Annotated in this window: 21 protein-coding genes and 2 tRNA genes; 13 read left to right on the top strand and 10 right to left on the bottom strand. The window is 68.5% G+C overall.

The window, feature by feature from the left end; all coding sequences use genetic code 11:
- The first annotated feature begins 120 nt into the window (after positions 1 to 120).
- The 4 genes from pdxY (at position 121) to BG90_RS13385 (ending at position 6,730) form a co-directional block, all read left to right on the top strand.
- Positions 121 to 984 (top strand): pyridoxal kinase PdxY, encoded by an 864-nt coding sequence (pdxY, locus tag BG90_RS13400; protein WP_010105273.1) that lies wholly within the window; start codon positions 121 to 123, stop codon positions 982 to 984.
- A 462-nt stretch (positions 985 to 1,446) separates the two neighbouring features.
- Positions 1,447 to 3,549 carry a phosphocholine-specific phospholipase C gene (locus BG90_RS13395; RefSeq protein ID WP_010116338.1) on the top strand — a complete coding sequence of 701 codons (2,103 nt, stop codon included), beginning with the start codon at positions 1,447 to 1,449 and terminating at the stop codon, positions 3,547 to 3,549.
- Between the two features lie 762 nt (positions 3,550 to 4,311).
- On the top strand, positions 4,312 to 5,460 hold the full coding sequence (locus tag BG90_RS13390) for a branched-chain amino acid ABC transporter substrate-binding protein (protein WP_025989922.1): 1,149 nt from the start codon (positions 4,312 to 4,314) through the stop codon (positions 5,458 to 5,460).
- 97 nt (positions 5,461 to 5,557) lie between these two features.
- Entirely contained in the window at positions 5,558 to 6,730 is a 1,173-nt protein-coding gene (locus BG90_RS13385) for an NAD(P)/FAD-dependent oxidoreductase (RefSeq protein WP_010116340.1), read from the top strand.
- A gap of 285 nt (positions 6,731 to 7,015) precedes the next feature.
- Here the strand turns inward: BG90_RS13385 and BG90_RS13380 are convergent, their stop codons facing one another.
- From BG90_RS13380 to BG90_RS13370, 3 genes are all read right to left on the bottom strand, one after another.
- Positions 7,016 to 7,477, bottom strand: coding sequence for a DUF2214 family protein (locus BG90_RS13380; RefSeq protein ID WP_010116341.1), 462 nt, complete (start codon positions 7,475 to 7,477; stop codon positions 7,016 to 7,018).
- Positions 7,478 to 7,532: 55 nt separating this feature from the next.
- Positions 7,533 to 8,348, bottom strand: a complete 816-nt coding sequence (locus tag BG90_RS13375) for a hypothetical protein (protein ID WP_010116342.1) — start codon at positions 8,346 to 8,348, stop codon at positions 7,533 to 7,535.
- 288 nt (positions 8,349 to 8,636) lie between these two features.
- Positions 8,637 to 9,701 carry a glycosyltransferase family 4 protein gene (locus BG90_RS13370; protein ID WP_010116343.1) on the bottom strand — a complete coding sequence of 355 codons (1,065 nt, stop codon included), beginning with the start codon at positions 9,699 to 9,701 and terminating at the stop codon, positions 8,637 to 8,639.
- 560 nt (positions 9,702 to 10,261) lie between these two features.
- On the opposite strand from BG90_RS13370, the gene BG90_RS13365 reads away from it, so the two are divergent.
- The gene (locus BG90_RS13365) at positions 10,262 to 12,115 is read left to right on the top strand and encodes an ABC transporter ATP-binding protein (RefSeq protein ID WP_010105298.1); all 1,854 of its coding nucleotides are present in this window, start codon (positions 10,262 to 10,264) and stop codon (positions 12,113 to 12,115) included.
- 310 nt (positions 12,116 to 12,425) lie between these two features.
- Here BG90_RS13365 and otsA read toward each other — a convergent pair whose 3' ends face one another.
- Positions 12,426 to 13,829, bottom strand: a complete 1,404-nt coding sequence (gene otsA, locus BG90_RS13360; protein ID WP_010105299.1) for an alpha,alpha-trehalose-phosphate synthase (UDP-forming) — start codon at positions 13,827 to 13,829, stop codon at positions 12,426 to 12,428.
- On the bottom strand, positions 13,826 to 14,635 hold the full coding sequence (gene otsB / locus BG90_RS13355) for a trehalose-phosphatase (protein WP_010105300.1): 810 nt from the start codon (positions 14,633 to 14,635) through the stop codon (positions 13,826 to 13,828). Before otsB ends, otsA begins: the two co-directional genes overlap by 4 nt.
- Before the next feature lie 359 nt (positions 14,636 to 14,994).
- On the opposite strand from otsB, the gene BG90_RS13345 reads away from it, so the two are divergent.
- From BG90_RS13345 to BG90_RS13335, 3 genes are read left to right on the top strand one after another with little or no spacing between them, the layout of a single operon-like run.
- Positions 14,995 to 15,651 carry an SCO family protein gene (locus BG90_RS13345; protein ID WP_025989923.1) on the top strand — a complete coding sequence of 219 codons (657 nt, stop codon included), beginning with the start codon at positions 14,995 to 14,997 and terminating at the stop codon, positions 15,649 to 15,651.
- Positions 15,652 to 15,677: 26 nt separating this feature from the next.
- Positions 15,678 to 16,121 (top strand): copper chaperone PCu(A)C, encoded by a 444-nt coding sequence (locus BG90_RS13340; protein WP_010116345.1) that lies wholly within the window; start codon positions 15,678 to 15,680, stop codon positions 16,119 to 16,121.
- A 10-nt stretch (positions 16,122 to 16,131) separates the two neighbouring features.
- Complete coding sequence (locus tag BG90_RS13335) at positions 16,132 to 17,004, top strand: cytochrome c oxidase assembly protein (protein WP_010105305.1); 873 nt, start codon at positions 16,132 to 16,134, stop codon at positions 17,002 to 17,004.
- Between the two features lie 54 nt (positions 17,005 to 17,058).
- On the opposite strand, the gene BG90_RS13330 is transcribed toward BG90_RS13335, so the two are convergent.
- Positions 17,059 to 17,565 (bottom strand): GNAT family N-acetyltransferase, encoded by a 507-nt coding sequence (locus tag BG90_RS13330; protein ID WP_010105307.1) that lies wholly within the window; start codon positions 17,563 to 17,565, stop codon positions 17,059 to 17,061.
- Between BG90_RS13330 and BG90_RS13325 the strand changes: the two genes are divergently transcribed.
- On the top strand, positions 17,564 to 17,749 hold the full coding sequence (locus BG90_RS13325) for a hypothetical protein (RefSeq protein WP_025989924.1): 186 nt from the start codon (positions 17,564 to 17,566) through the stop codon (positions 17,747 to 17,749). The two genes, BG90_RS13330 and BG90_RS13325, sit on opposite strands and share 2 nt — an antisense overlap.
- A 33-nt stretch (positions 17,750 to 17,782) precedes the next feature.
- Here the strand turns inward: BG90_RS13325 and BG90_RS13320 are convergent, their stop codons facing one another.
- On the bottom strand, positions 17,783 to 18,649 hold the full coding sequence (locus tag BG90_RS13320; protein ID WP_010116348.1) for a pirin family protein: 867 nt from the start codon (positions 18,647 to 18,649) through the stop codon (positions 17,783 to 17,785).
- A gap of 126 nt (positions 18,650 to 18,775) precedes the next feature.
- On the opposite strand from BG90_RS13320, the gene BG90_RS13315 reads away from it, so the two are divergent.
- Together BG90_RS13315 and BG90_RS13310 are read left to right on the top strand one after the other, a co-directional pair.
- The gene (locus BG90_RS13315; protein WP_010116349.1) at positions 18,776 to 19,681 is read left to right on the top strand and encodes a LysR family transcriptional regulator; all 906 of its coding nucleotides are present in this window, start codon (positions 18,776 to 18,778) and stop codon (positions 19,679 to 19,681) included.
- Positions 19,682 to 19,822: 141 nt separating this feature from the next.
- Complete coding sequence (locus BG90_RS13310) at positions 19,823 to 20,335, top strand: GAF domain-containing protein (RefSeq protein ID WP_010116350.1); 513 nt, start codon at positions 19,823 to 19,825, stop codon at positions 20,333 to 20,335.
- Positions 20,336 to 20,596: 261 nt separating this feature from the next.
- Here the strand turns inward: BG90_RS13310 and BG90_RS13305 are convergent, their stop codons facing one another.
- Positions 20,597 to 21,457, bottom strand: coding sequence for a CPBP family intramembrane glutamic endopeptidase (locus BG90_RS13305; RefSeq protein ID WP_232288891.1), 861 nt, complete (start codon positions 21,455 to 21,457; stop codon positions 20,597 to 20,599).
- On the opposite strand from BG90_RS13305, the gene BG90_RS37320 reads away from it, so the two are divergent.
- Positions 21,444 to 21,614 carry a hypothetical protein gene (locus BG90_RS37320; RefSeq protein WP_232238992.1) on the top strand — a complete coding sequence of 57 codons (171 nt, stop codon included), beginning with the start codon at positions 21,444 to 21,446 and terminating at the stop codon, positions 21,612 to 21,614. The genes BG90_RS13305 and BG90_RS37320 overlap by 14 nt on opposite strands.
- Positions 21,615 to 21,954: 340 nt before the next feature.
- Entirely contained in the window at positions 21,955 to 22,281 is a 327-nt protein-coding gene (locus tag BG90_RS13300; protein WP_010116352.1) for a hypothetical protein, read from the top strand.
- Between the two features lie 43 nt (positions 22,282 to 22,324).
- Here BG90_RS13300 and BG90_RS13295 read toward each other — a convergent pair.
- Positions 22,325 to 22,398 (bottom strand) — tRNA-Cys (locus tag BG90_RS13295).
- Between the two features lie 113 nt (positions 22,399 to 22,511).
- Positions 22,512 to 22,587, bottom strand: a tRNA-Gly gene (locus BG90_RS13290).
- Positions 22,588 to 22,594 lie beyond the last annotated feature (7 nt).

The following is a 22,594-nucleotide window of genomic DNA, read 5'->3' as shown; positions in this document are numbered from 1 at the left end:
TACTTTCGACGGATTGACGACACCCGCGATACTGTATTACCAGATGTTTCCGCTAATGCGGGAAAGTCATGTATCTTTCGACTAGTCCGACGAGCCGGCCGCGTGCAGGCACACTCGATCATGAAAAACGTCCTCAGCATCCAGTCGCACGTCATCTACGGCCATGCGGGCAACAGCGCCGCGGTATTCCCGATGCAACGGCTCGGCGTCAACGTCTGGCCGCTCAACACCGTGCAGTTGTCCAACCACATGCAGTACGGTCATTGGGCGGGCAGCGCGATCGACGCGGCGAAGATGGAGCAGCTCGTCGACGGCATCGCCGCGATCGGCGCGTTGAAGCGCTGCGACGCGGTCCTTTCGGGCTTCCTCGGCTCGCCCGCGCAGGCGCGCGCCGCCGTCGAGATCGTGCGCACCGTGAAGGCGACGAACCCGAACGCGTGGTACTTCTGCGATCCCGCGATGGGACAGACGGGCGGCATCCGGCCCGAGCCCGGCGTCGAAGAGTTCATCGTCGCCGAGCTGCCCGAGCTAGCGGACGGCATGGCGCCCAATCACGGCGAGCTGCAGAAGCTCGCGGGGCAGCGCATCGAGACGGTCGCCGAGGCCGTCGAAGCATGCCGCTCGATCATCCGCCGCGGCCCGCAGGTGATCCTCGTCAAGCACCTGCACGACCGCAACAGCCCCGCCGACCGTTTCAACATGCTCGTCGTCACCGAGACCGAAGCGTGGATCGGCCAGCGTCCGCTGTATGCGTTTCCGCGGCATCCGGTCGGCGTCGGCGACCTGACGAGCGCGGTCTTCGTCGCGCGGCGACTGCGCGGCGACAGCGTGCGCGCCGCGTTTGAGCACACGCTCGCCGCCGTGCACGCGGTCGTCAAGGCGACCTACGACGCGCGCCGCTACGAGCTCGAGCTCGTCGCCGCGCAGGACGAGATCGCGCAGCCGAGCGAGTGGTTCGGCGCCTGGGTCACGGGCGCGGATTGATGCGGCGCGCGCGCCCGTCCGCGTGTTGATTCGCACGCGCTTTCGCGCGCTTCTCCCTCGACCGCGGCGGCGGGGAGCGTTCTCGCAGTTCTCGCAGTTCTCGCTGTCCCCGCAATCCTCACCATCGTCGCGGCCGCCGCCGCAATCGCCTCCCTCGCCACCCTCACGGCCTCGGCCATGCTCGTCGCCGGCCCGCTCGCGCCACGCCGCCGAACCGCTCGCCGCCGGTCGCCGCATCCGCCGCGTCGATCCGGCGCGCGTCGTCGCAGTCGAGCGCGCGATCCGGCATCCGTACGCGCATCGGCGCGCGTTCATCCGAATGACACCGTTTCCCCGATATCCTCCCGGCGGCGTTGCGCGGCGGCGCTGCCGCGCAAGACGGCATCACGCATCGCGACCAACTTCCATTCGGCCGCTGCCGCTCCGGCGGTCTTGCCCCACTCCAGACAAGGAAGCGACAACATGACCAATCAGAATCGCCGCGACTTTCTGCGCCTCGCCGCCGGCACGGCGGGTGCCGCCGCCTTGCAGCTCTTTCCGCCCGTGATCCGCGAAGCGCTCGCGATTCCCGCGAACCGCCGCACCGGCACGATCCGCGACATCGAGCACGTCGTGATCCTGATGCAGGAAAACCGCTCGTTCGACCATTACTTCGGCAAGCTGCGCGGCGTGCGCGGCTTCGGCGATCCGCGCCCGCTCGCGATGCAGAACGGCAAGTCGGTGTTCCATCAGCCGGTGCTCCTCGGTCCGGCCGAGCTGCTGCCGTTCCATCCGGACGCGTCCAATCTCGGCATGCAGTTCCTGCAGGACCTGCCGCACGGCTGGCAGGACACGCACGGCGCCTGGAACAAGGGCCGCTGCGACCGCTGGATCGCGAACAAGGGAACGACGACGATGGCGTACCTCGAACGCAACGATATCCCGTTCCACTACCAGCTCGCCGACGCGTTCACGATCTGCGACGCATACCATTGCTCGATCCCGAGCTCGACCGATCCGAACCGCTACTACATGTGGACGGGCTACGTCGGCAACGACGGCGCGGGCGGCGGCCCCGTGCTCGGCAACGAAGAAGCCGGCTACGGCTGGAGCACGTATCCGGAGACGCTCGAACAGGCGGGCGTATCGTGGAAGATCTATCAGGACATCGGCACGGGCCTCGACGCCGCGGGCGCGTGGGGCTGGACGCAGAATCCGTACATCGGTAACTACGGCGACAACTCGCTTCTCTACTTCAACCAGTACCGCAACGCGCAGCCGGGCAGCCCGCTGTACGACAAGGCGCGCACGGGCACGAACGTGAGCGCGGGCGGCACCCTCTTCGACGTGCTGCAGCAGGACGTGAAGAACGGCACGCTGCCGCAGGTGTCGTGGATCTGCGCGCCGGAAGCGTATTCCGAGCATCCGAACTGGCCGGCGAATTACGGCGCGTGGTACGTCGAGCAGGTATTGAAGGTGCTGACGTCGAACCCGGACGTGTGGAGCAAGACCGCGCTCTTCATCACGTACGACGAAAACGACGGTTTCTTCGATCACGTCGCGCCGCCGTTCGCGCCGCAATCGCGCGACAACGGGCTGTCGACGGTGTCGACCGCGGGCGAGATCTTCCCGGGCGACGCGAAGCACATGGCCGGGCCCTACGGGCTCGGGCCGCGCGTGCCGATGCTCGTCGTGTCGCCGTGGACGAAGGGCGGCTGGGTCTGCTCGCAGACGTTCGATCACACGTCGCTGCTGCAATTCATCGAAGCGCGCTTCAACGACCGCTATTCGGTGCGCGCGCCGAACGTGACGCCGTGGCGCCGCGCGGTGTGCGGCGACCTCACGTCCGCGTTCAACTTCTCGAGCCCCGACGGCAGCTGGCCGCAACTGCCCGACACGAGCGGCTACGCGCCGCCCGATCGCAACCGCCATCCGAGCTACGTGCCGGTGCCGCCCGTCGCGCAGTCGATGCCGAAACAGGAAGCGGGCCTGCGCGCCGCTCGCGCGCTGCCGTACGAGCTGTTCGCGTTCGGCCGCATCGACGCGTCGACGGGCAAGTTCAAGCTGACGTTCGCGAACACGGGCCGCGCGGGCGCGGCGTTCCAGGTGACGGCCGCGAATCGCATCGACGGTCCGTGGGCGTACACGGTCGAAGCGCGCAAGCGTCTGTCGGACGAATGGAGCACGGCGCTCACGCTCAGCCTCTACGATCTGACCGTGTACGGCCCGAACGGCTTCCTGTGCCAATTCCGCGGCTCGACCGCGGCGGCGCTCGGCATCACCGCGAACCCGGAAGTGATCTACGGCTACGACGTCGCGAACGGCAACATCACGCTGCGTCTGTCGAACCGCGGCCGCGCGACGGTGCGGCTCACGGTGGCGAACGCGTACGGCAACGACAGCCCGCGCGTCTACGAGCTGAAGCCCGGCCAGCGGATCAACGACTACTGGGATCTGCGCGACAGCCACAGCTGGTACGACCTGACCGTCTCCGACGGCACGCCGAACGGCTTCCTGCGCCGCTTCGCCGGGCACGTCGAGACCGGCCGGCCGAGCATGAGCGATCCGCTGATCGCGACGGTCTGAGCGTCGCCTCGTGCGATTGCGCGCGCCGCTTCGGCGGCGCGCGGGACGCGCGGGGCGTGCGCAGGCGATCGTCCGGCTGCGCGGCGGCCGGTCGCGCGGCCGTGTGATCGACCGGCGCTTCGCTCGCCCGACGACTCTGCAATCGAAGGGGCGAGACGCGCGCGGCACGGCGCGTCTCGCCCCATCTCACTTTCGTCGGTTCACCGCGCGCGGGCGGCACGTCATGCGAAATCGGCGACACCGGCGAAGACGCCTTGTCGCATTCCCTTCGCTACGCGGCATGTCGCGCGGGCGCGGTCTCGCCGCTTGGCGTCCCGCGCCTCAAATGGCTCATCGCTCATCCAGCGTTCGGCATTCGGCATTCGGCATTCGGCCATCCAGCGTCGATCATCCGCCCTGCTCGCGCTGAGCAAGACCGACTGCGGCCTTTCATACCCGAACATCCCCCACCGCTTCCAACCGCCCGACATCGCGTCGTCCACTTCTGCTGCAATGCGCCACGCACCGGCTCGCGCACGCGCGCGCCGAACTTCGCCAACAGTCTGCAGAATCCACGCTTCCCCGCCGCTCGCCGACCTCTCGCGCCTCCGTACGGCTATGCGCAAATCCGCATCCGATGCGCCGCAAATCAACAAGACTCGTCCAATTTGGCCTTCTATAAATCGGATAGCCGTCGCCGCTCGCGCAACGCCCGCAGCGCCATCGGCATCGCGCATCAACGCTTCTTGCGTCCCGTTCGTGCATCGCCTAAAAGGAATGAACATGAGACTCCGCTCGTCACTGCCCTCCCTCGCCCTCGCCGCCGCGCTCGCGTGCGGTGCAACCGGCGCCGCGCGCGCCGCCGACGACACGCCCGTCAAGGTCGGCTTCGCCGCGCCGCTCACGGGCGTCAACGCGGGCTACGGCAAGGATCTGCAAAACGGCGTGCAGCTCGCGCTCGACGACGCCCGCGCGCAGAAGATCAAGATCGCCGGCAAGCCCGCGCGCTTCGAGCTCGTCGTCGAGGACGACCAGGCCGATCCGCGGATCGGCGTGCAGGCCGCGCAGAGCCTCGTCGACAAGAAGGTGTCGGTCGTCGTCGGCCACTTCAATTCGGGCACGACGATTCCCGCGTCGGTCGTCTACGACAAGGCGGGCGTCCCCGTCATCGATCCGGCCGCGACGAATCCCGTCATCACGTCGCGCGGGCTCGCGAACGTGTTCATGGTGATCGCGACCGACGGCCAGAACGCGGGCAACGCGGGCCGCTATGCGGTCGACGTGTCGAAGGCGAAGCGGATCGCGATCGTCGACGACCGCACCGCGTTCGGCCAGGGCGAAGCCGACGAATTCGACAAGGCCGTGAAGGCCGCGGGCAGCGCGATCGTCGCGCGCGAATACACGAGCAACCAGGCCGTCGACTTCCGTGCGCAGATCACGAGCCTGAAGAGCAAGAACGTCGATCTGATCTTCTTCGGCGGCCTCGATTCGCTCGCCGCGAACTTCATCAAGCAGATGAAGCAGTTGGGCCTCGCCGCGCAATTCGTCGGCGGCGGCGGCGTGAAGGACGCCGAGTTCATCAAGATCGCCGGCCCCGCCGCGGAAGGCGCGATGGCGTGGGAATACGGCCGGCCGCTCGACCAGCTGCCGCAAGGCAAGGACTTCGAGGCGCGCTTCAAGAAGCGATTCGGCGTCGACGTGCTGTCGTACGCGCAGTTCGGCTACGACGCGACGTGGGCCGCGATCAAGGCGATGCAGGCGGCGGGCTCGACCGAACCGGGCGCCTATCAGCCCGCGCTGAAGAAGATCGACTTCGAGGGCATCACCGGCCGCATCGCGTTCGCGGGCGACGGCTCGCTGAAGAGCGGGATGTCGACGCTCTATCAGGTGAAGAACGGCGCGTGGCAGACGATCGTCACGAAGGGGGGCTGATCGGCCGCCCCGATTTCCGCGGGCCGCACGCGACGCGCTGCACGCGCGCGGCCCTTCTTCCGACCGGCGCGCATCGCGCCCATCCCATGGAGTTTCGATGCATTCGAAAGTCGTCATCGTCGGCGGCGGCGTGATCGGCAGCGCAACCGCCTATTTCCTGCGCACGATGGACCCCGGCATCTCCGTGACCGTCATCGAGCGCGATCCGACCTATGCGCGCGCATCGTCCGCGCTGTCCGCGGCGTCGATCCGCCAGCAGTTCTCGACGCCGCTGTCGATCCGGATGTCGCTCTTCGGAATCGAGTTCCTGCGCTCGCTCGGCGAGCGGCTCGCGGTCGACGGCGAGCGCCCGTCGATCGATCTGCACGAAGGCGGCTACCTGTTTCTCGCGACGCCGGCGGGCGACGCGACGCTGCGCGAGAACCACGCGCTGCAGACGTCGCTCGGCGCGCAGATCCGCTATCTGCCCCGCGACGCGCTCGCCGCGACGTTCCCGTGGCTTTCCACCGACGATCTCGCGGCCGGCTGCTACGGCGAACGCGGCGAAGGCTGGTTCGACGGCTACGGGCTCGTGCAGGCGCTGCGCAAGAAGGCGCGCGCGCTCGGCGCGCAGTACGTGAGCGCGGACGTGACGGGCGCGCGCGTCGACGGACGCCGCGTCACGCAACTGCTGGCAGGCGACGGCCACGCATACGACTGCGACGCGATGGTCAACGCGGCCGGGCCGTGGGCGCGCACGATCGCGGCGTTCGTCGGCGTCGACCTGCCCGTCCATGCGCGCCGCCGCAGCATCTTCAACGTGACGTCGCCGGCCGTGCTGCCGCGCTGCCCGCTCGTCGTCGATCCGAGCGGCGTCTACTTCCGGCCGGAAGGCGCGTCGTTCATCTGCGGCGCGGCGCCGCCGCCCGAGCGCGACTTCGACGATCTGCCGCTCGACGACGTCGACCACGCGCTCTTCGACGACCTGATCTGGCCGACGCTCGCGCAACGCGTGCCGCAGTTCGAAGCGCTGCGGGTCGCGCGCAGCTGGTCCGGCTACTACGAGTACAACGTGCTCGACCAGAACGCGATCATCGGGCCGCATCCGGATGTCGACAACTGCATCTTCGCGAACGGCTTCTCGGGGCACGGGCTGCAGCAAGGGCCGGCGACGGGGCGCGGCGTCGCGGAGCTGATTCTGCATGGACGGTACGCTTCGCTCGACTTGTCGCCGCTCGGCTTCGAGCGCGTGCTGGCAGGACGGCCGATCGTCGAGAAGAACGTCGTGTAAAGGAGGAAGCCCGCGCGGCGCGGGCGACCACGTGTGAAGCGGCAAGCGGGCGCGGCAGCAATTCAGCGTGCGTCGCGTCATACGCCGGCGCCCATCCGGCTCGCACGCGCAAACGCACGCGCAACGCCTTGCGGGCGGCCGCCGTCGCGCACACGGGAAAGGTTGACGCACGACACCCGATGTGTCGATGGTCGCGCGCATCGGTGCATCAGCCGTCGGCGACGCATCGTCGCGCGGGCCCCGCGCGCGCGACGGCCGCCGCGCATGCGCGATGCCTGTCGCCCGTCAGAGCCCGACGCCGCGCGCCATCCCGGCCGCGGCGAACACGATCACGACGACGAGCGCCGCCTGCACATGGCCGATCCGCGCATACGCGGGCGCGCGTGCGAGGTCGGGCAGCATCCCGCGGCGCGCGGTGACGCGCCAGCGGATGAGCCCCATCATCGGAACCAGCTCGAACACGAGGATCAGCGCGAGCGCCCCCATCTTCAGATGAAAGAGCGGCGCGTGCAGATAGTATTCGCCGCCCTTCTCGAAACCGCCGAACGCGCGGACGATGCCCGTCGTGATCAGCACGAGCGCGGACACGCCCCAGATCGCGTCCGCCCGGAACACGTCGGGCAGATCGGCGGACTGCCGCGACGCGGCGACGCGGCGCAGCGCGCGGTTGCGCGCGGCGATCGACGCAAGCGCGAAACCGAACGCGAGCAGATGAACGGCGGCGAGCAACCATCGAACGGTCAACATCGGTCCTCCTGGTGTCGGCGAAGCGAACGCGGCGGCACGAGCCGGCCCGCCGGCGTCACGCGATCTGCTTGAGCGACGCGTCGAGCGCGCGCGCCGCGACGCGGTCGCCTTCCGTCGCGAGCGGCGCGCGCATCACGATCTGGCGGTTATGGCCGACCGCGGCGGGCGAATCCCACAGCAGCTCGATCTTCGGTCGCGCGAACCGCCGGCCGTTCGGCTGCGCGGCGGCGGCCGCGGCGGACCGAGGCGCGACGGATTGCGCGTCGGCGGATCGAGGCGCGGCGCCCTTCGGCCAGCGGACCGACAGCTCGCGCGCGTCGTATTGCCCGACCTTGCGGCTTTCCATCCAGACGACGACGGTGCGCGTCAGCGTATCGAGCGAGATCGCATAGCGGCCGATCGCGTAGCGGCGCGCGGCGACGTTCGTGCGCCACAGCGCGCGCGGCCGGCACATCCAGACGACGGCCGCGTAGAGCGCGGGCGCGGCGACGAGCCAGCCGTTGCTGACCGTCAGCGCGTGCAGCGCGCGGCGCCAGCCGGCCGCCCATGCGAACACGCCGACCGACCACACGGCGAACAGGAAGCCGAGCAACGCGAAGAAGCGCAGCGCCTGGCGCAGCCATTGCGGAAGCGGATGGAACGGCCGCTCGGCGCGCGCCTGCGCGCCGGGAAGGACGAGCAGCAGGAAGATGAGGACGACGTTGATGCACGCCCACGGCGACGACGCCATCGCCGACAGCGACGCGCGATAGCCCATCAGCGACATCGAGAAGAGCCAGCGGGCGAGCAGCACGAGACCGATGGCTCGCAACGCGAAAATGACGCCCGAGCCGGGAGCCGGATTCGCGCGCGTGGTTTTCGTTCTCGCCAAAGCTCTCTCCTCTTGACGGCCTTGCCGGGGCCTGATTTTACGGCACGGCCATTATAGGGACATTACTAGGTCGGCTGATGCCCGCGCGCCGCAAATCGCCGGTTTGCCGCGTTTCGGAACGCGGCGGCGCGGCGCGGATACAACAGATGCCGGGCGCACGCCCGGATCGGCCGGGAACCCGGCCCCGAATGCAAAATGCCCCGCCCGGTGGACCCGGGCGGGGCATCGATGAAGCGTGCGGCGCTCGAGCGCGCCCCGCGCGGCCTTGCGCGGGAAAGACGCGACGCGTCAGCCTGCGTTGACTTCGCGCAGCACGGTGCGGCGCTTCTGGCGCAGCAACTCTTCGTAGCCCTTCACGTAGTTCTGCGCCATCACCTTCGACGTGAAGCGCGCGTCGAACGCGCCGCGCACCCGCTCGCGCGGAAGCGTGTGCAGACGCTTGACGGCGGCGACGGCCGACAGCTCGTCCTCGACGACGAAGCCCGACACGCCGTTGTCGATCACTTCAGGCACCGAGCCGCGCTTGAACGCGATGACGGGCGTGCCGCACGCCATCGCCTCGATCATCACGAGGCCGAACGGCTCCGGCCAGTCGATCGGGAACAGCAGCGCGTGCGCGTTGCCGAGGAACTCGGCCTTCTCGGCTTCGCTGATCTCGCCGATGTACTCGACGTGCGGCAGCGAGAAGAGCGGCTTGATCTTCTCTTCGTAGTACGCGCGGTCGGCCTTGTCGAGCTTCGCCGCGATCTTGATCGGCATGCCGGCCTGCTCGGCGATCCGGATCGCCGTGTCGACGCGCTTTTCCGGCGAGATGCGGCCGAGGAACGCGAGATAGCCCGGCTTCACGTCCGGGATCGGCTTCAGCAGGTTTTCCGGCAGGCCGTGATAGACGGTCGACAGCCAGCTCGCCTGCGGGAGCGGCACGCGCTGGTTGTCGGAGATCGACACGACGGGCACGTTGTCGAACGTGTTGAAGATCGGCTGCAGCTCCGGCAGGTCGAGACGGCCGTGCAGCGTCGTCAGATGCGGCACCGGCTGGCGCGAGAACAGCGGGAACGGGTAGTAGTCGATGTGGAAGTGCAGCACGTCGAATTCGTCCGCGCGGCGGCGGACTTCCTCGAGCAGCAGCATGTGCGGCGCCATCACGTCGCGGATCGTCGGATCCAGGCGCAGCGCCTGCGGCCACACGGCCTCGAGCTTGGCGGAGGTCTGCGAATCGCCGCTCGCGAAGAGCGTGACGTCATGCCCCATCTCGACGAGCGCCTCGGTCAGATAGGACACCACCCGTTCGGTACCGCCGTACAGTTTCGGGGGAACCGCTTCGTGCAACGGAGCGATTTGAGCGATTCGCATGTGCAACTCCTAAAAAATCGGCAAAAAATAAAGCAGCGGGTCGATCGCCCGCCTGCCGAACGCCGCCGCGACGTCGGTTGGACGTCCGGCGAGCCGGCTCGCGACACTGAAGCTGCGTTGCCTCGCAGGCCGCGCCGCACGCGCAATTAACGTTTCAGCGGAAAATCCGTTGACAGGTTCCAGTAAAACACCTAAGGGCAAACCCGAGGTCGATTATCGGGTGTCGCGGACAGTGCGGCGCACAACATTTCAAAGTCTTTACGTTGTTACAAAGACGCAACACTTTGCCAATCTCCTGACCTGAAGACCGTTTTAGAGTAGTTGCGTCTGCCCCGCTCCATGCGCGGACAGGCCGTGCGCGCGGCGGTTTTCGTCGAACGACGAGAGGAACGCGCCACAAGACGCAAAATTTTATCCCAAAATGAGTCGCATACCCCCGGCGTTACGCAACTCGGGCGCAGCGCGACGCACCGGCTTGATTACAATGCCGGCTTTCGCCTGCTTCTCGGCGCGACGTTCGGGCGCGGCGTTCAACCCTCGTTTCACCACACGCACTGATTTTGGAAGCTCTCAACCCTGCCCAGCGCAACGCCTACAACGCGAAGCTCGCGAGCTACGCCGATCGGCCGCTCGCGTTCCTGTTCCGCTACATCCGGTTGCATCCCGTCGCGCACGTCATCGTGCTCGTGAGCGTGCTCGCGGCGGTCGGCTGCGCGCTCGGCTCGCAATATGCGATCAAGCACCTGATCGACGTGCTCGCGGCCGGCCGCCATCATCCGGGCCCGCTCTGGGGCGCGTTCGCGCTCCTCGTCGGCCTCATCGCCGCGGACAACCTGCTGTGGCGCGTCGGCGGCTGGGTCGCCGCGCACACGTTCGTCGCGGTGACGGGCGACCTGCGCCGCGACCTGTTCCAATATCTGAGCGGCCACTCGCCGACCTACTACGCGGAGAAGCAGCCCGGCACGCTCGCGAGCCGGATCACCGCGACGTCGAACGCGATCTACACGGCCGAGAACACGATGGCGTGGAACGTGCTGCCGCCGTGCATCGCGGTGATGGGCGCGATCCTGATGATCATCGTCGTCAATCCGCTGATGGCGCTCGGCCTGCTGTCGTGCTCGGCCGTGCTCGCGATCGTGCTGTTCAAGCTCGCGAGGCGCGGCTCGGTGCGCCACCACCGCTTCGCCGCGAGAGCGGCGGCCGTCGACGGCGAGCTCGTCGACGTGATCGGCAACATGGGGCTCGTGCGCGCGTTCGGCATGACGCTGCGCGAGCAGAAGCGCTTCGGCGCGACCGTCAAGGCCGAAATGGACGCGCGCCAGCAGAGCCTGCTCTATCTGGAGAAGCTGCGCCTCCTGCACGCGGTGATCACCGCGATGCTGTCGGCGGGCCTCCTCGGCTGGGCGCTGTGGCTGTGGGACCAGGGCCGCGCGACGTCGGGCGACATCGTGCTCGTCAGCTCGCTCGGCTTCACGATCCTGCACGGCACGCGCGACCTCGCCGTCGCGCTCGTCGACGTCACGCAGCACGTCGCGCGCCTCGCCGAAGCGGTGAAGACGCTCCTCGAGCCGCACGGGATGCCCGACCGCTCGGACGCCGTCGCGCTCGCGCCGCGCGGCGGCCGCGTCGACTTCGAGCGCGTGACGTTCGCGTATCCGCACCGCCGGTCGATCCTCGACCACTTCGACCTGCACATCGAGCCCGGCCAGCGCGTCGGCCTGATCGGCAAGTCGGGCGCGGGCAAGTCGACGGTGCTCGCGCTGCTGCAGCGCTTCTACGACATCCAGCAAGGGGCGATCCGGATCGACGGCCAGGACCTCGGCTCGATCACGCAGGAGAGCCTGCGCCAGTCGATCGCGCTCGTGCCGCAGGACATCTCGCTCTTTCACCGGTCGATCTACGAAAACATCGCGTACGGCCGCCCCGACGCGACGCACGAGGAAGTGCTCGCCGCCGCGCGCGAGGCGCGCTGCACCGAGTTCATCGAGGCGATGCCGGAAGGCTTCGAGACGATCGTCGGCGATCGCGGCGTGAAGCTGTCGGGCGGCCAGCGTCAGCGGATCGCGATCGCGCGCGCGATCCTGAAGAACGCGCCGATCCTGCTCCTCGACGAGGCGACGTCGGCGCTCGACAGCGCATCCGAGGAAGCGATCCAGGCGGCGCTCGACCGGCTGATGACGGGCCGCACCGTGATCGCGATCGCACACCGGCTGTCGACGCTGCGCAACTTCGACCGGATCATCGTGATGAGCGCAGGCAAGGTGATCGACGACGGCAGCCCCGACGTGCTGCGCAGCCGCCCGGGCCTCTATCGCGACCTGCTCGCGAAGCAGCACGGCCGGCACCTGCCCGCGCCGGCGGAGCGCCGCAGCGGCGAGGATTCGTCGGCGTCGGGCGACGAGCGCGTCGCGTAACGTCGCGCGCGGCGCGGCACGCCGCGCGGGCGATGGTGCGCGGCGGTGCTGCTCGGCTCGATCGACACGAGATCGACGCCTCGGGGCTTCCAGCATCAATAGCAAAAAGGCCCGATCGGCATATGCCGATCGGGCCTTTTCGTTGCACGCGTCATGAACGATTTGCGCGGCGTTCGGTAGTCGCCATGTCCGGCCTTTCGCCTTTCGCCTTTCGCGTCCAGCACGTTGCGCCCCGGATCTCCGGCTCCGCAAATTTCGCCCTCGACACACATCGCGCACGCGAACGCGTTGCCCCAGACACCGGGAAACGTCAACCGTCAGCCCGCGCCGCCGCGCCCCATTGCCCGAGATCGCGCAGGAAGTTGTCGCGCCACACCGACACGTTGTTCTCGCGCAGCCGGGCGAGCATGTCGGCGTGACGCGCGCGCCGCTCGGCGAGCGGCATCGACAGCGCACGCGACAACGCGTCGGCCATCCCGCCGATATCGATCGGATTGACGATCAGCGCGCCCGTGAGCTCGCACGCGGCGCCCGCGAAGCGCGACAGCACGAGCACGCCGGGATCGTCCGGGTCCTGCGCGGACACGTACTCCTTCGCGACGAGATTCATCCCGTCGCGCAGCGGCGTCACATAGCCGACGCGCGCGAGCCGGTACAGCGCGGCGAGCACCGTGCGCTCGTACTGCCGATGGATGTAGAGGATCGGCGCCCAGTCGAGCTCCGCGAAACGGCCGTTGATGCGCCCCGATTCGCCTTCGAGCTGCCGGCGGATGTCCTGGTACGCGCGCAGGTCGGCGCGCGTCGACGGGGCGATCTGCAGGAACGACACGTGATTGCGATACGACGTCTCGTGCTCGAGCAGCTTCTCGAACGCGCGAAAGCGCTCGACGAGTCCCTTCGAATAATCGAGCCGGTCGACGCTCATCACGAGCTGCCGGCCGCGCAGCGACGCCGCGAGCGAACGCACCGCGCGGCCGTTCTCGCCCGCCTTCGCGAGCGCGGCGATCTCGTCCGGATAGACGCCGATCGGATACGCGGCCGCGCGCAGCGTGCGCCCGAACGCGTCGACGCGCGCCGGGCGCGCGGTGCGATCGACGGCGCCGCCCGCTTCGTATTCGACGTACTCGAAGAACGCCCGCAAGTCGGTCCCGGTCTGGAAGCCGAGCAGGTCGAACGAGCACAGCGCCTCGACGAGCTCGCGATGCGGCGGCACGTTGACGAGCACCTGCGCGGCCGGAAACGGAATGTGCAGGAAGAAGCCGATCCGGTTCTTCACGCCCGCCGCGCGCAACGCTCGCGCAAACGGGATCAGGTGATAGTCGTGCACCCAGATCACGTCGTCGTCGCGCAGGAGCGGCACGAGCTGCTGCGCGAGCCACACGTTCACGCGCGAGTAGCCTTCGAACTCGTGGCGGTCGAACTGGATCAGGTCCGCGCGGTAATGGAACGCGGGCCACAGCGTCGCGTTCGAAAAACCGCGGTAGTACTGATCATAGTCGCGGCGCGACAGGCCGATCGTCGCGAACGTGACGGGGCCGTGCTCCTCGACGCGGATCTGCGGCGCGCCGGACGCGACCACGTCGCCGCTCCAGCCGAACCACATGCCGCCCGTTTCCTTCAGCGCGTCGTAGACGCCGATCGCGAGGCCGCCCGCGGCCGGCTCCCCCTCCGAGATCGGCGCGACCCGATTCGAGACGATGATGAGACGACTCATGCCGACGCGCGCCCGGCGTCGATCCAGCGCGCGACCTGCTCGCGGAACGCGGCGACCGAGTCGATACGCGCGCGCGCCGTCGTGTCGCCCGCGCCGACCTTGATCGACAGCCCGCCGTTCGCGTTGACGACGGCGAAGCCCTGCTCGTCGGTCAGATCGTCGCCGGCGAAGACGGGCATGCGGCCGGCGAACGGCGGCTCGTTCAGGAACGCGGCGACCGCGCGCCCCTTGTCGACGCCCTTCGGCTTGATCTCGAACACCATCTTGCCCGGCTGCAGCACGTACGCGTCCGGATAATCGGCGACGAGCCGCTCCGCCGCCGCGCGCGCGACGCTTTCGCGCTCGGGCGCGTTGCGAAAGTGCAGCGCGAGCGCCGCGCCCTTGATCTCGAGCAGCATGCCCGGATGCCGGTCGACGACCGCCGCGAGCTCGCGCTCGATGCGCAGCAGGCGCGGATCGTCGAAGCCGATCCGCTGCGTGTCGCCGTTCGCGTCGCGCCGCTCGGCGCCGTGCAGACCGGCCACGGGCAGATCGGGCAGCTTGAGGAACGCGTCGATGCTGTCGATGCCGCGCCCCGACACGATCGCGACCGCGCCGTGCGCCAGCCGCCGCAGCTCGTCGACGAGCGCGGGTACGTCGGGTGGCACCCGGATCGCGTCGGGCGTCGGCGCGAGGTCGACGAGCGTGCCGTCGAAATCGAAGAAGAACGCGGTGCGGGCCAGGGGAAGGGAAAGCGGGATGGATTGCATCGATTCGCTGATGAGAATGGCTGCCGGCGGGCGCGCCCGCCGGGCGAATGTGCGCATCTTACCGCGCCTCGTGCAGGATGGACAAAAGCGCGGGCCTGCGACGCGCGGCCGACGCGCGCGCATCGCTGCGACATTTTGCCCCGGTTCGGTGCGCCGCGCGCGTTTCGAAAAGACGATCCCGATCAAATTGCGCTACAGTCGCAACCGCCAACAGAAACAGCGCGACGCCGATCCGCCCCGCGGTGCGATGCCCGCGGCCCGCAGCCGGGCGCGGCGCACGGGCCGCGACGCGGCAATGCGCCGAAGGCGCGGCACGATCGATGCGACATCCATGGCGTCCGCGCCACGCGCCGCGATCGGGCCCGGGACCGCCGCGCGTCGCCGTCGCGCACGATTGCTTCGAACCGAATTCGCCGATGCCGTTTCCCCTTTTCGCGGCGCGCACGCGCGCCGCATCGCCGGCTTCCGCCCGCCGCACGCGCGTGATCCGCTTCGCCGCCGCATGTGCGGCGGCGGCCGCGCTCGCCGGCTGCACGCCGCGCGGCGAGCCTTGGCGCCTCACGAACGTGACGGGCCATCTGCCCGACCTGACGTTCTCGCTCACGGGCGAGGACGGCAAGCCGATCGACGCATCCGCGTTCCGCGGCCGCGCCGCCCTCGTCTACTTCGGCTACACGCATTGCCCGGACGTGTGCCCCGAGACGATGGCGCGCCTGATGCAGGTCCTCGCATTGCTCGGTCCCGATGCGCGCAACGACGTGCGCATCCTGTTCGTGTCGGTCGACCCGGCGCGCGACACGCCGGCCGCGATGCGCGACTACGTCGGCGCATTCGACGCCGAGCACGCGTACGGCCTCACCGGCGGCGAGCGGCAGATCGAGTCGCTCGCGAAGCGCTACCGCGTCGCGTATCAGATGGAAAAGCGCGATCCGAACGGCAACTACGAGGTCACGCACAGCTCCGCAGTCTACGTGTTCGATGCGCAAGGCCGCGCGCGCCTGCTCACGACCGATCAGGATTCCCCCGACGCGATCGCCGCCGATCTGCGCCGGATCATCGTCAACCGTTCCTGAACCGGAACTCACTTACCGCCTAGCCGATGACGCTCAAACTGAAATTCCTCGCCGCGCTCGCCGCCCTCTCGCTCAGCCTGCACGCCTACGCCGCCGGCGCTTCGATCAGCGCGCAGAACGCGTGGGTGCGCTGGCTGCCGAACAAACTGCCCGCCGCGGGCTACGTGACGCTCGTCAACGCAAGCGACAAGCCGATCGACCTCGTCGAGGTCGAGAGTCCCGAGTACGGCATGACGATGCTGCATCAGACCGTGTCGAACGGCTCGACGCAGAAGATGGAGATGGTCGACAAGCTGACGATCCCCGCGCGCGGCAAGGTCGACATCGCGCCGGGCGGCTATCACTTCATGCTCGAAGAGCCGAAGCGCGCGATCAAGCCGGGCGACACCGTGCACCTGCGCATGCAGTTCTCCGACGGCGAGAAGCTCGACGCGCCGTTCGTCGTGAAATCTCCCGCGACCGCCAAGTAAGTCCCGCGCGATGAACCTGCTGTACTGGCTCGAGCCGTGGGAGCCGTCGCCCACCGTCGTGATCGCGGTGCTCGCGGCCGGCGTGCTGTTCGCGCGCGGCGCGCGCAAGGCGAAGGTGCCGCCGCTGCGGCAGTTCTCGTTCTGGCTCGGGCTGACGGCGCTCTACGTCGCGCTGCACACGCGGCTCGACTACTTCTTCGAGCACGAGTTCTTCATGCACCGCGCGCAGCATCTGGTGCTGCATCACCTCGGGCCGTTCTTCATCGCGCTGTCGTATCCGGGCGCGGCGATCCGCGCGGGCATCCCGTTCGCGTGGCGGCGCCGCTTCGTGCGCCCCGCGCTCGCGCAGCCGATCGTGCGCGCGACGCTCGACGTCGTGTTCAATCCGGTCGTCGCGGTCGTGCTGTTCGTCGGCCTGATCTATTTCTGGCTGCTGTCGCCGATCCACTTCGTCGCGATGCTCGACTGGCGGCTGTATCGCGTGATGAACTGGAGCATGGTGATCGACGGGCTGCTGTTCTGGTGGCTCGTCGTCGATCCGCGTCCCGCGCCGCCCGCGCGGCTCGCGCCGGGGCGGCGCATCCTGATCGCCGTCGCGGCGATCCCGCCGCAGATCCTGCTCGGCGCGCTGATTTTCTTCACGCCGCACGAGCTGTATCCGATCTATTCGATCTGCGGACGCGCGTTCACGTGGCTGAGCCCGCTGCGCGACCAGCAGATCGGCGGGCTGCTGCTGTGGATTCCCGGCTCGATGATGAGCGTGATCGGCGCGCTGATCGCGCTGCGGCACTGGATGCGGCTGTCCGCGCGCGGCCGGCTGGCCGACGAGCGATCGGCGCGCGCCGAACTCGCGCGCGCCCGCGCCGCCCGCTCGACGTCCTGACGATCGCGATGCGCACCGAACCCGCATGCCGCGCCGGCGGATTCGGCGCGGCCGTCATCGCGCGGGCGAACGCATCCACACGTGCGGAATGCCGTCGTCGTCGTGCACATCCGAACTGGGCGCGAAGCCGAACGCGCCGTAGAACTTCTGCAAATGCGCCTGCGCGTGCAGGCTGATCGGCGTGTCGGGCCATTGCGCGCGAATGCGCTCGAGCGCGGCCGCGAGCATCGCGTTGCCAAGACCCATTCCGCGAAACGGCTGCGTCGTCAGCACGCGGCCGATCCGGATGTCCGGGTCCGCCGCGTCGGGCAGCAGCACGCGCAGATAGCACGCGAGACGGCCTTGCGCATCGTATGCACCGAGATGCCACGCATCGGAATCGGCATGATCGATGTCGCGGTACACGCAATTCTGCTCGACGACGAACACGTCGCTGCGCGCGGCGAGGATCGCATAGATTTCCTGTGGCGTCAGCGCGTCGAACGGCTTCCAGCGCCATTCGAGCGATGCCGACGGCTCCCTGGCGTTGACGGACGGAGCGGCGGTCGAGGATGAAGACATGATCGAAATTCCGAATGAATGGCGGCGCTGCTGCAAAGCGCGGAATGATCGATTATGCCTCGAACGGGCTCGCGGCCGCTCCGCGAACGCGAATACGGATGCGAACGCTGATGCGGATGCAATGCCGACGCGCATCGGCGTCGGCATCCGCACAGGCGCGCTCGTTCGCGACGGCCACGCATGAAAAAGCCCCGCTCGTCGCGGGGCGCCGCCGCGCTTACGCGCCCATCTTGCCGAAGCGGCCGCTGTTGAAATCGTCGACCGCCTGACGGATCTCCGCTTCGCTATTCATCACGAACGGCCCGTAGCCGGCGATCGGCTCATCGATCGGCTCGCCGCTCAGCCACAGCAGTGTCGCGTCGTTGTTCGCCTCGATCTCGACGTCGCGTCCGTCCCGCGCGAACTGCACGAACTGCGCTTCGCGCACGACTTCGTCGCCGTTCACGAGCACGGTGCCGCGCAGCACGACGAGCGCGAGCGTGCGGCCTTCGCCGACGGCAAAGCGCGCGCGGCCGCCTTGCTCGAGGCGCACGTCCCACACGTCGAGCGGCGTGTGCGTGCGCGCCGGTCCGCAACGGCCGTCGAACTCGCCCGCGATCACCCGCACGCGGCCGGCGCCGTCGGACAGCTCGACGGACGGGATGCTGTCGCTCAGCAGCGTCTGATAGCCGGGCGCCGACATCTTGTCCTTCGCGGGCAGGTTCACCCACAGCTGCACCATCTCGAGCATGCCGCCGTTGCGCGCGAACTGTTCCGAATGGAATTCCTCGTGCAGGATGCCGCCCGCCGCCGTCATCCACTGGACGTCGCCCGGGCCGATGTGGCCGCCCGCGCCCGTCGAGTCGCGATGGTCGACTTCGCCCTGATAGACGATCGTCACCGTCTCGAACCCGCGGTGCGGATGCCGGCCGACGCCGCGCCGACGGGTCGTCGGCTCGAAGCGTGCGGGGCCGGCGTAATCGAGCAGCAGGAACGGGCTCAGATGCTCGCCGTGGCTGTCGTAGCTGAACAGGGACCGCGCCGGAAAGCCGTCGCCGACCCAATGCGAGCGAGGCGCGCTGTACACGCCGACGATTTTCTTCATCTTCCTCTCCTTTCGTTCGTGGTCGAAGCGATCGCTTCGATCGATGGATAGAAGATAGAATCGGAACGATAACTTCGGTAGTCTGAGCAAATCGCACTCAGCGTTCCATTTGGAGAACGATAGATCATGCGGGATCTGAACGATCTCTACTACTTCGTCCAGGTCGTCGACCACGGCGGCTTCGCGCCCGCCGGGCGCGCGCTCAACATGCCGAAGTCGAAGCTCAGCCGGCGGATCGCGCTCCTCGAAGAGCGGATCGGCATGCGCCTCATCCAGCGCTCGACGCGCCGCTTCGCGGTCACGGACGTCGGGCAGACCTATTACACGCATTGCCGCGCGATGCTCGTCGAGGCGGACGCGGCCGACGAGGCGGTCGCGCTGATGCGCGCCGAGCCGCGCGGCATCGTCCGGATGACGTGTCCCGTCGCGCTGCTCGATACGCTCGTCGGCGACATGGTCGCGGCGTTCATGGCCGAATGCCCGCTCGTCGAGATCCATCTCGAGGAAACCAATCGGCGCGTCGACGTCGTCGGCGAAGGGATCGACGTCGCGCTGCGCGTGCGGCCACCGCCGCTCGAGGACAGCGATCTCGTGCTGCGCGTCCTCGCCGAACGCGGACAATGCCTCGTCGCGAGCCCGCGGCTTCTCGACCGTACCGGCGTGCCGCGCGTGCCCGCCGATCTCGCCGCGCTGCCGAGCCTCGCGATCGGGTTGCCGCAGGACGAGCACGCGTGGAATCTCCATGGCCCTGACGGCGCGCACGCGGCGATCCACCATCGGCCGCGCCTCGTCACGCGCGGGATGTTCGCGGTGCGCGCGGCCGCCGTTGCGGGCGTCGGCGTCGTGCAGCTGCCGACGATGATGGTCCGCGACCAGATCGCGCGCGGCGAGCTGCGGCAATTGCTGCCCGGCTGGGCGCCGCGGCGCGAGATCGTGCATGCGGTGTTCGCGTCGCGCCGCGGGCTGCTGCCGTCCGTGCGCGCGCTGCTCGACTTTCTCGCGCAGCGCTTCGCCGCGCTCGAGCCCGATTAGGCGTGCACGCGGGCATCCGATGCGACGCGCGCTCGAACCTGCATCGCGCGCGGTCACGCCGCGCACGACGCCGAATTCCCGTAGACTGCGCAAGCCGCCACGGCCGCGCGGCCGCCGTTCAACCATCACGTCACATCGCTCATGTTCGCGCTCTACGAAGCCCTTCCGTCGTCGAAGCCCGCGCTCTACGAAACGCTCGCCGCACAGGCGCGCGCGCTCGTCGAGACGGAAACCGACGTCGTCGCCAATGCGGCGAACTTCTCGTCGCTCGTCTACCACTCGCTCGACGGCCTCAACTGGGCCGGCTTCTATTTCTACGACGGCCGCGAGCTCGTCGTCGGCCCGTTCCAGGGCAAGCCCGCCTGCGTGCGCATTCCGCTCGGCAAGGGCGTGTGCGGAACGGCCGCGCAGACGCGCAGCACGCAGATCGTGCACGACGTGCACGCGTTTCCCGGCCACATCGCTTGCGATTCGGCGTCGCAGTCGGAGATCGTCGTGCCGCTCGTCACGCGCGACGGCGCGTTGATCGGCGTGTGGGACGTCGACAGCCCGCTGATCGGCCGCTTCGACGAAGACGACGCGAAGGGCATGGAAGCGCTGTGCCGAGTGTTCGTCGAAGTCGCGTGGGAGAACGCGGCGCGCCGCGACAAGTAAGCCCGGCATCCGGACGATGCCGGTCCGCACAGCGGACGGCATCGCCGCCGAGCGGCACGATCGACGCCCGAGCACAGGCGCGCATTCATCTGTCCGCGCGGCGGCACGCCCGGGACCGCGCCGAATTTCGACAGGTATGCCGGTCGACAGATCCGCACCCCGGTCGGTCGAGCGCGGCGCGGACCGTGCGCAAGATCGGCACGCCTATCGATTCGGCTGAAGACGGCGGGCTTCACGCTCCGCGCGTCCGGCCATCCGCATCTACCGCTGCGCCTCCCGGCCACCGATGCTGCGCCATTCGAACCGCGAAGCTCGCCCATCGCGCCCCCACCATCGCCGCATCGCAAGCACGACAACGACGAGCAGCGGCACAACCAGCACGCTGCCTTCGGGCCCGGCCGCCCCGCCGCTCAACAGCGCATGGCCGACGGGATGCGCGGTCAGCCGCACGCCTTCGACGAGCCGGCCGCTGTCCGGCGCGCCGTAGAAATACGATTCGCCCCAGTCCCACGCCGCATGAAAGCCGATCGCCCACCAGAGCGACCCCGTGTACCAGAGCGACAGGCAGAAGACGAGCCCGAACAGCATCGCCGATGCGAGCCCCATGATCGACTCGTCCGGACTGACCACGTGCAGCACGCCGAAGAGCGCCGACAGCAGCACGGCGCCCCACCAGAAGCCGAGCCAGCGCGCGAGCGTATAGAGCAGGTAGCCGCGCAGCAGCGACTCCTCGAAGATCCCGGTCATCAGGAACATCACGGCCCAGACGGCCGCGTATTCCCACGCGCGGATGCCGTGGATCGCCGGCGCATCGAAGCGCAGCAGTCCGGCTTGCCACAACGCGAACACCAGCGCCGAAATCGCGGCGAAGCCGCACGCGACGCCAGCCGCGAAGCGCGACGCACGCGCACGGCCTCGCAGCCCGTAGGAAAACGGCGAGCGGCGCTCGATCCACGCGAGCACGATGGTTGCGAGCGCAACCGACGCGAGCTGCATGGCTTCCATGGCCGCGCCGTTTGCGACGGGCAGCGCCTGATCGTCGGCGGGCATCGGCAGCAGCCGGTGCGAGACGAACGCGAATCCTGCGATCGCGCCAACGAAAATCGCGGTGAACAGCAACACGCCCCACGGCGCGCGCAAGCCGTCATGGCCGAAAAAGATCCGGCGCAAACGGCTGCCGTGGCGTGTGGCCGACGTCGACGTTGATGTCGATGCGCCGCCCGACTGCGCGGGCGAATTCGAATGGATCGGCTCCAAGCGCACTCCCGGTCGAGGTTGAAATGGACAGCCGTTCGTGCGATAGAAGCCGAACGTCGCGCGCAATGCGTCGCGAATGCGAACTGAACGCGATTGTCGCGCAAGCTTCCCGCCCCGTGCTGTAGCAAATCTGCAGCACACAGAAAAACCCGCCAAGAGTGGGTTCCGGGAGACCCGCTACCGCGACTGAGCGATCGCCTCGTCCACACGGGCAAAGAAGCGACGATACGGTTCGCCATCGGTAACGGTGATAGTGCGAGCGTCGCCGTTGGCGTCCCAAGCGGTGACGTTGACGCGTGCGCAGACCAGTACGCCACGGCCGAAGGTATCAATACGCACGGCGCGAGTGCCGCCACGCTCTCATGGCCGGGCTTGGCCGACAAGCGCCAGCGTTCACCGACCACACGATCAAGCCGGCCTTCCACCAGCGCCGTCTGCGCATCCGCCGTCACCGGCGAGAAGCCCATCGCTTTAAGCACGGACACGCTGGCATCGAGCAGGCGGGCGTTCGTCACTTTATCGAACCCGCGATCCTGCACCTGCGCCAAGGCGGCCTTGTCGCGGTCGTTCAGATCCGCTGTCACCTGCTTGGAACTGATGCGCGGCAACGCGTTGCCGCCATTGCCGGTGACCTGCTCGTTCGGGCGGTCTTGGCGCTGGCCCCCAGGCGACTATCGTTACAAGAATGAAGGAGATGGAAAAAGAAAAGCCCTGATAAATCAGGGCTTTGTCTGGAGGCGCGAGCCGGAGTCGAACCGGCCTACACGGCTTTGCAGGCCGCTGCATAACCGCTTTGCTATCGCGCCGTAAGCGGACTGCCAAACGTCGCGAAACCGGCCGGCTTGCAACGATCAACAGATTTTGATTGAAGGCCGTCGGGCCCATCAAACAAAAAGGGAAGCTCGGCTTCCCCTTGTTCTGGAGCGGGAGACGAGTCTCGAACTCGCGACCTCAACCTTGGCAAGGTTGCGCTCTACCAACTGAGCTACTCCCGCATCGTCC

This window comes from Burkholderia oklahomensis C6786 (assembly GCF_000959365.1).
Classification (GTDB): domain Bacteria; phylum Pseudomonadota; class Gammaproteobacteria; order Burkholderiales; family Burkholderiaceae; genus Burkholderia; species Burkholderia oklahomensis.
The sequence above is the reverse complement of the archived record's forward strand: the minus strand, read 5'-3'. Positions and strand labels throughout refer to the sequence as shown.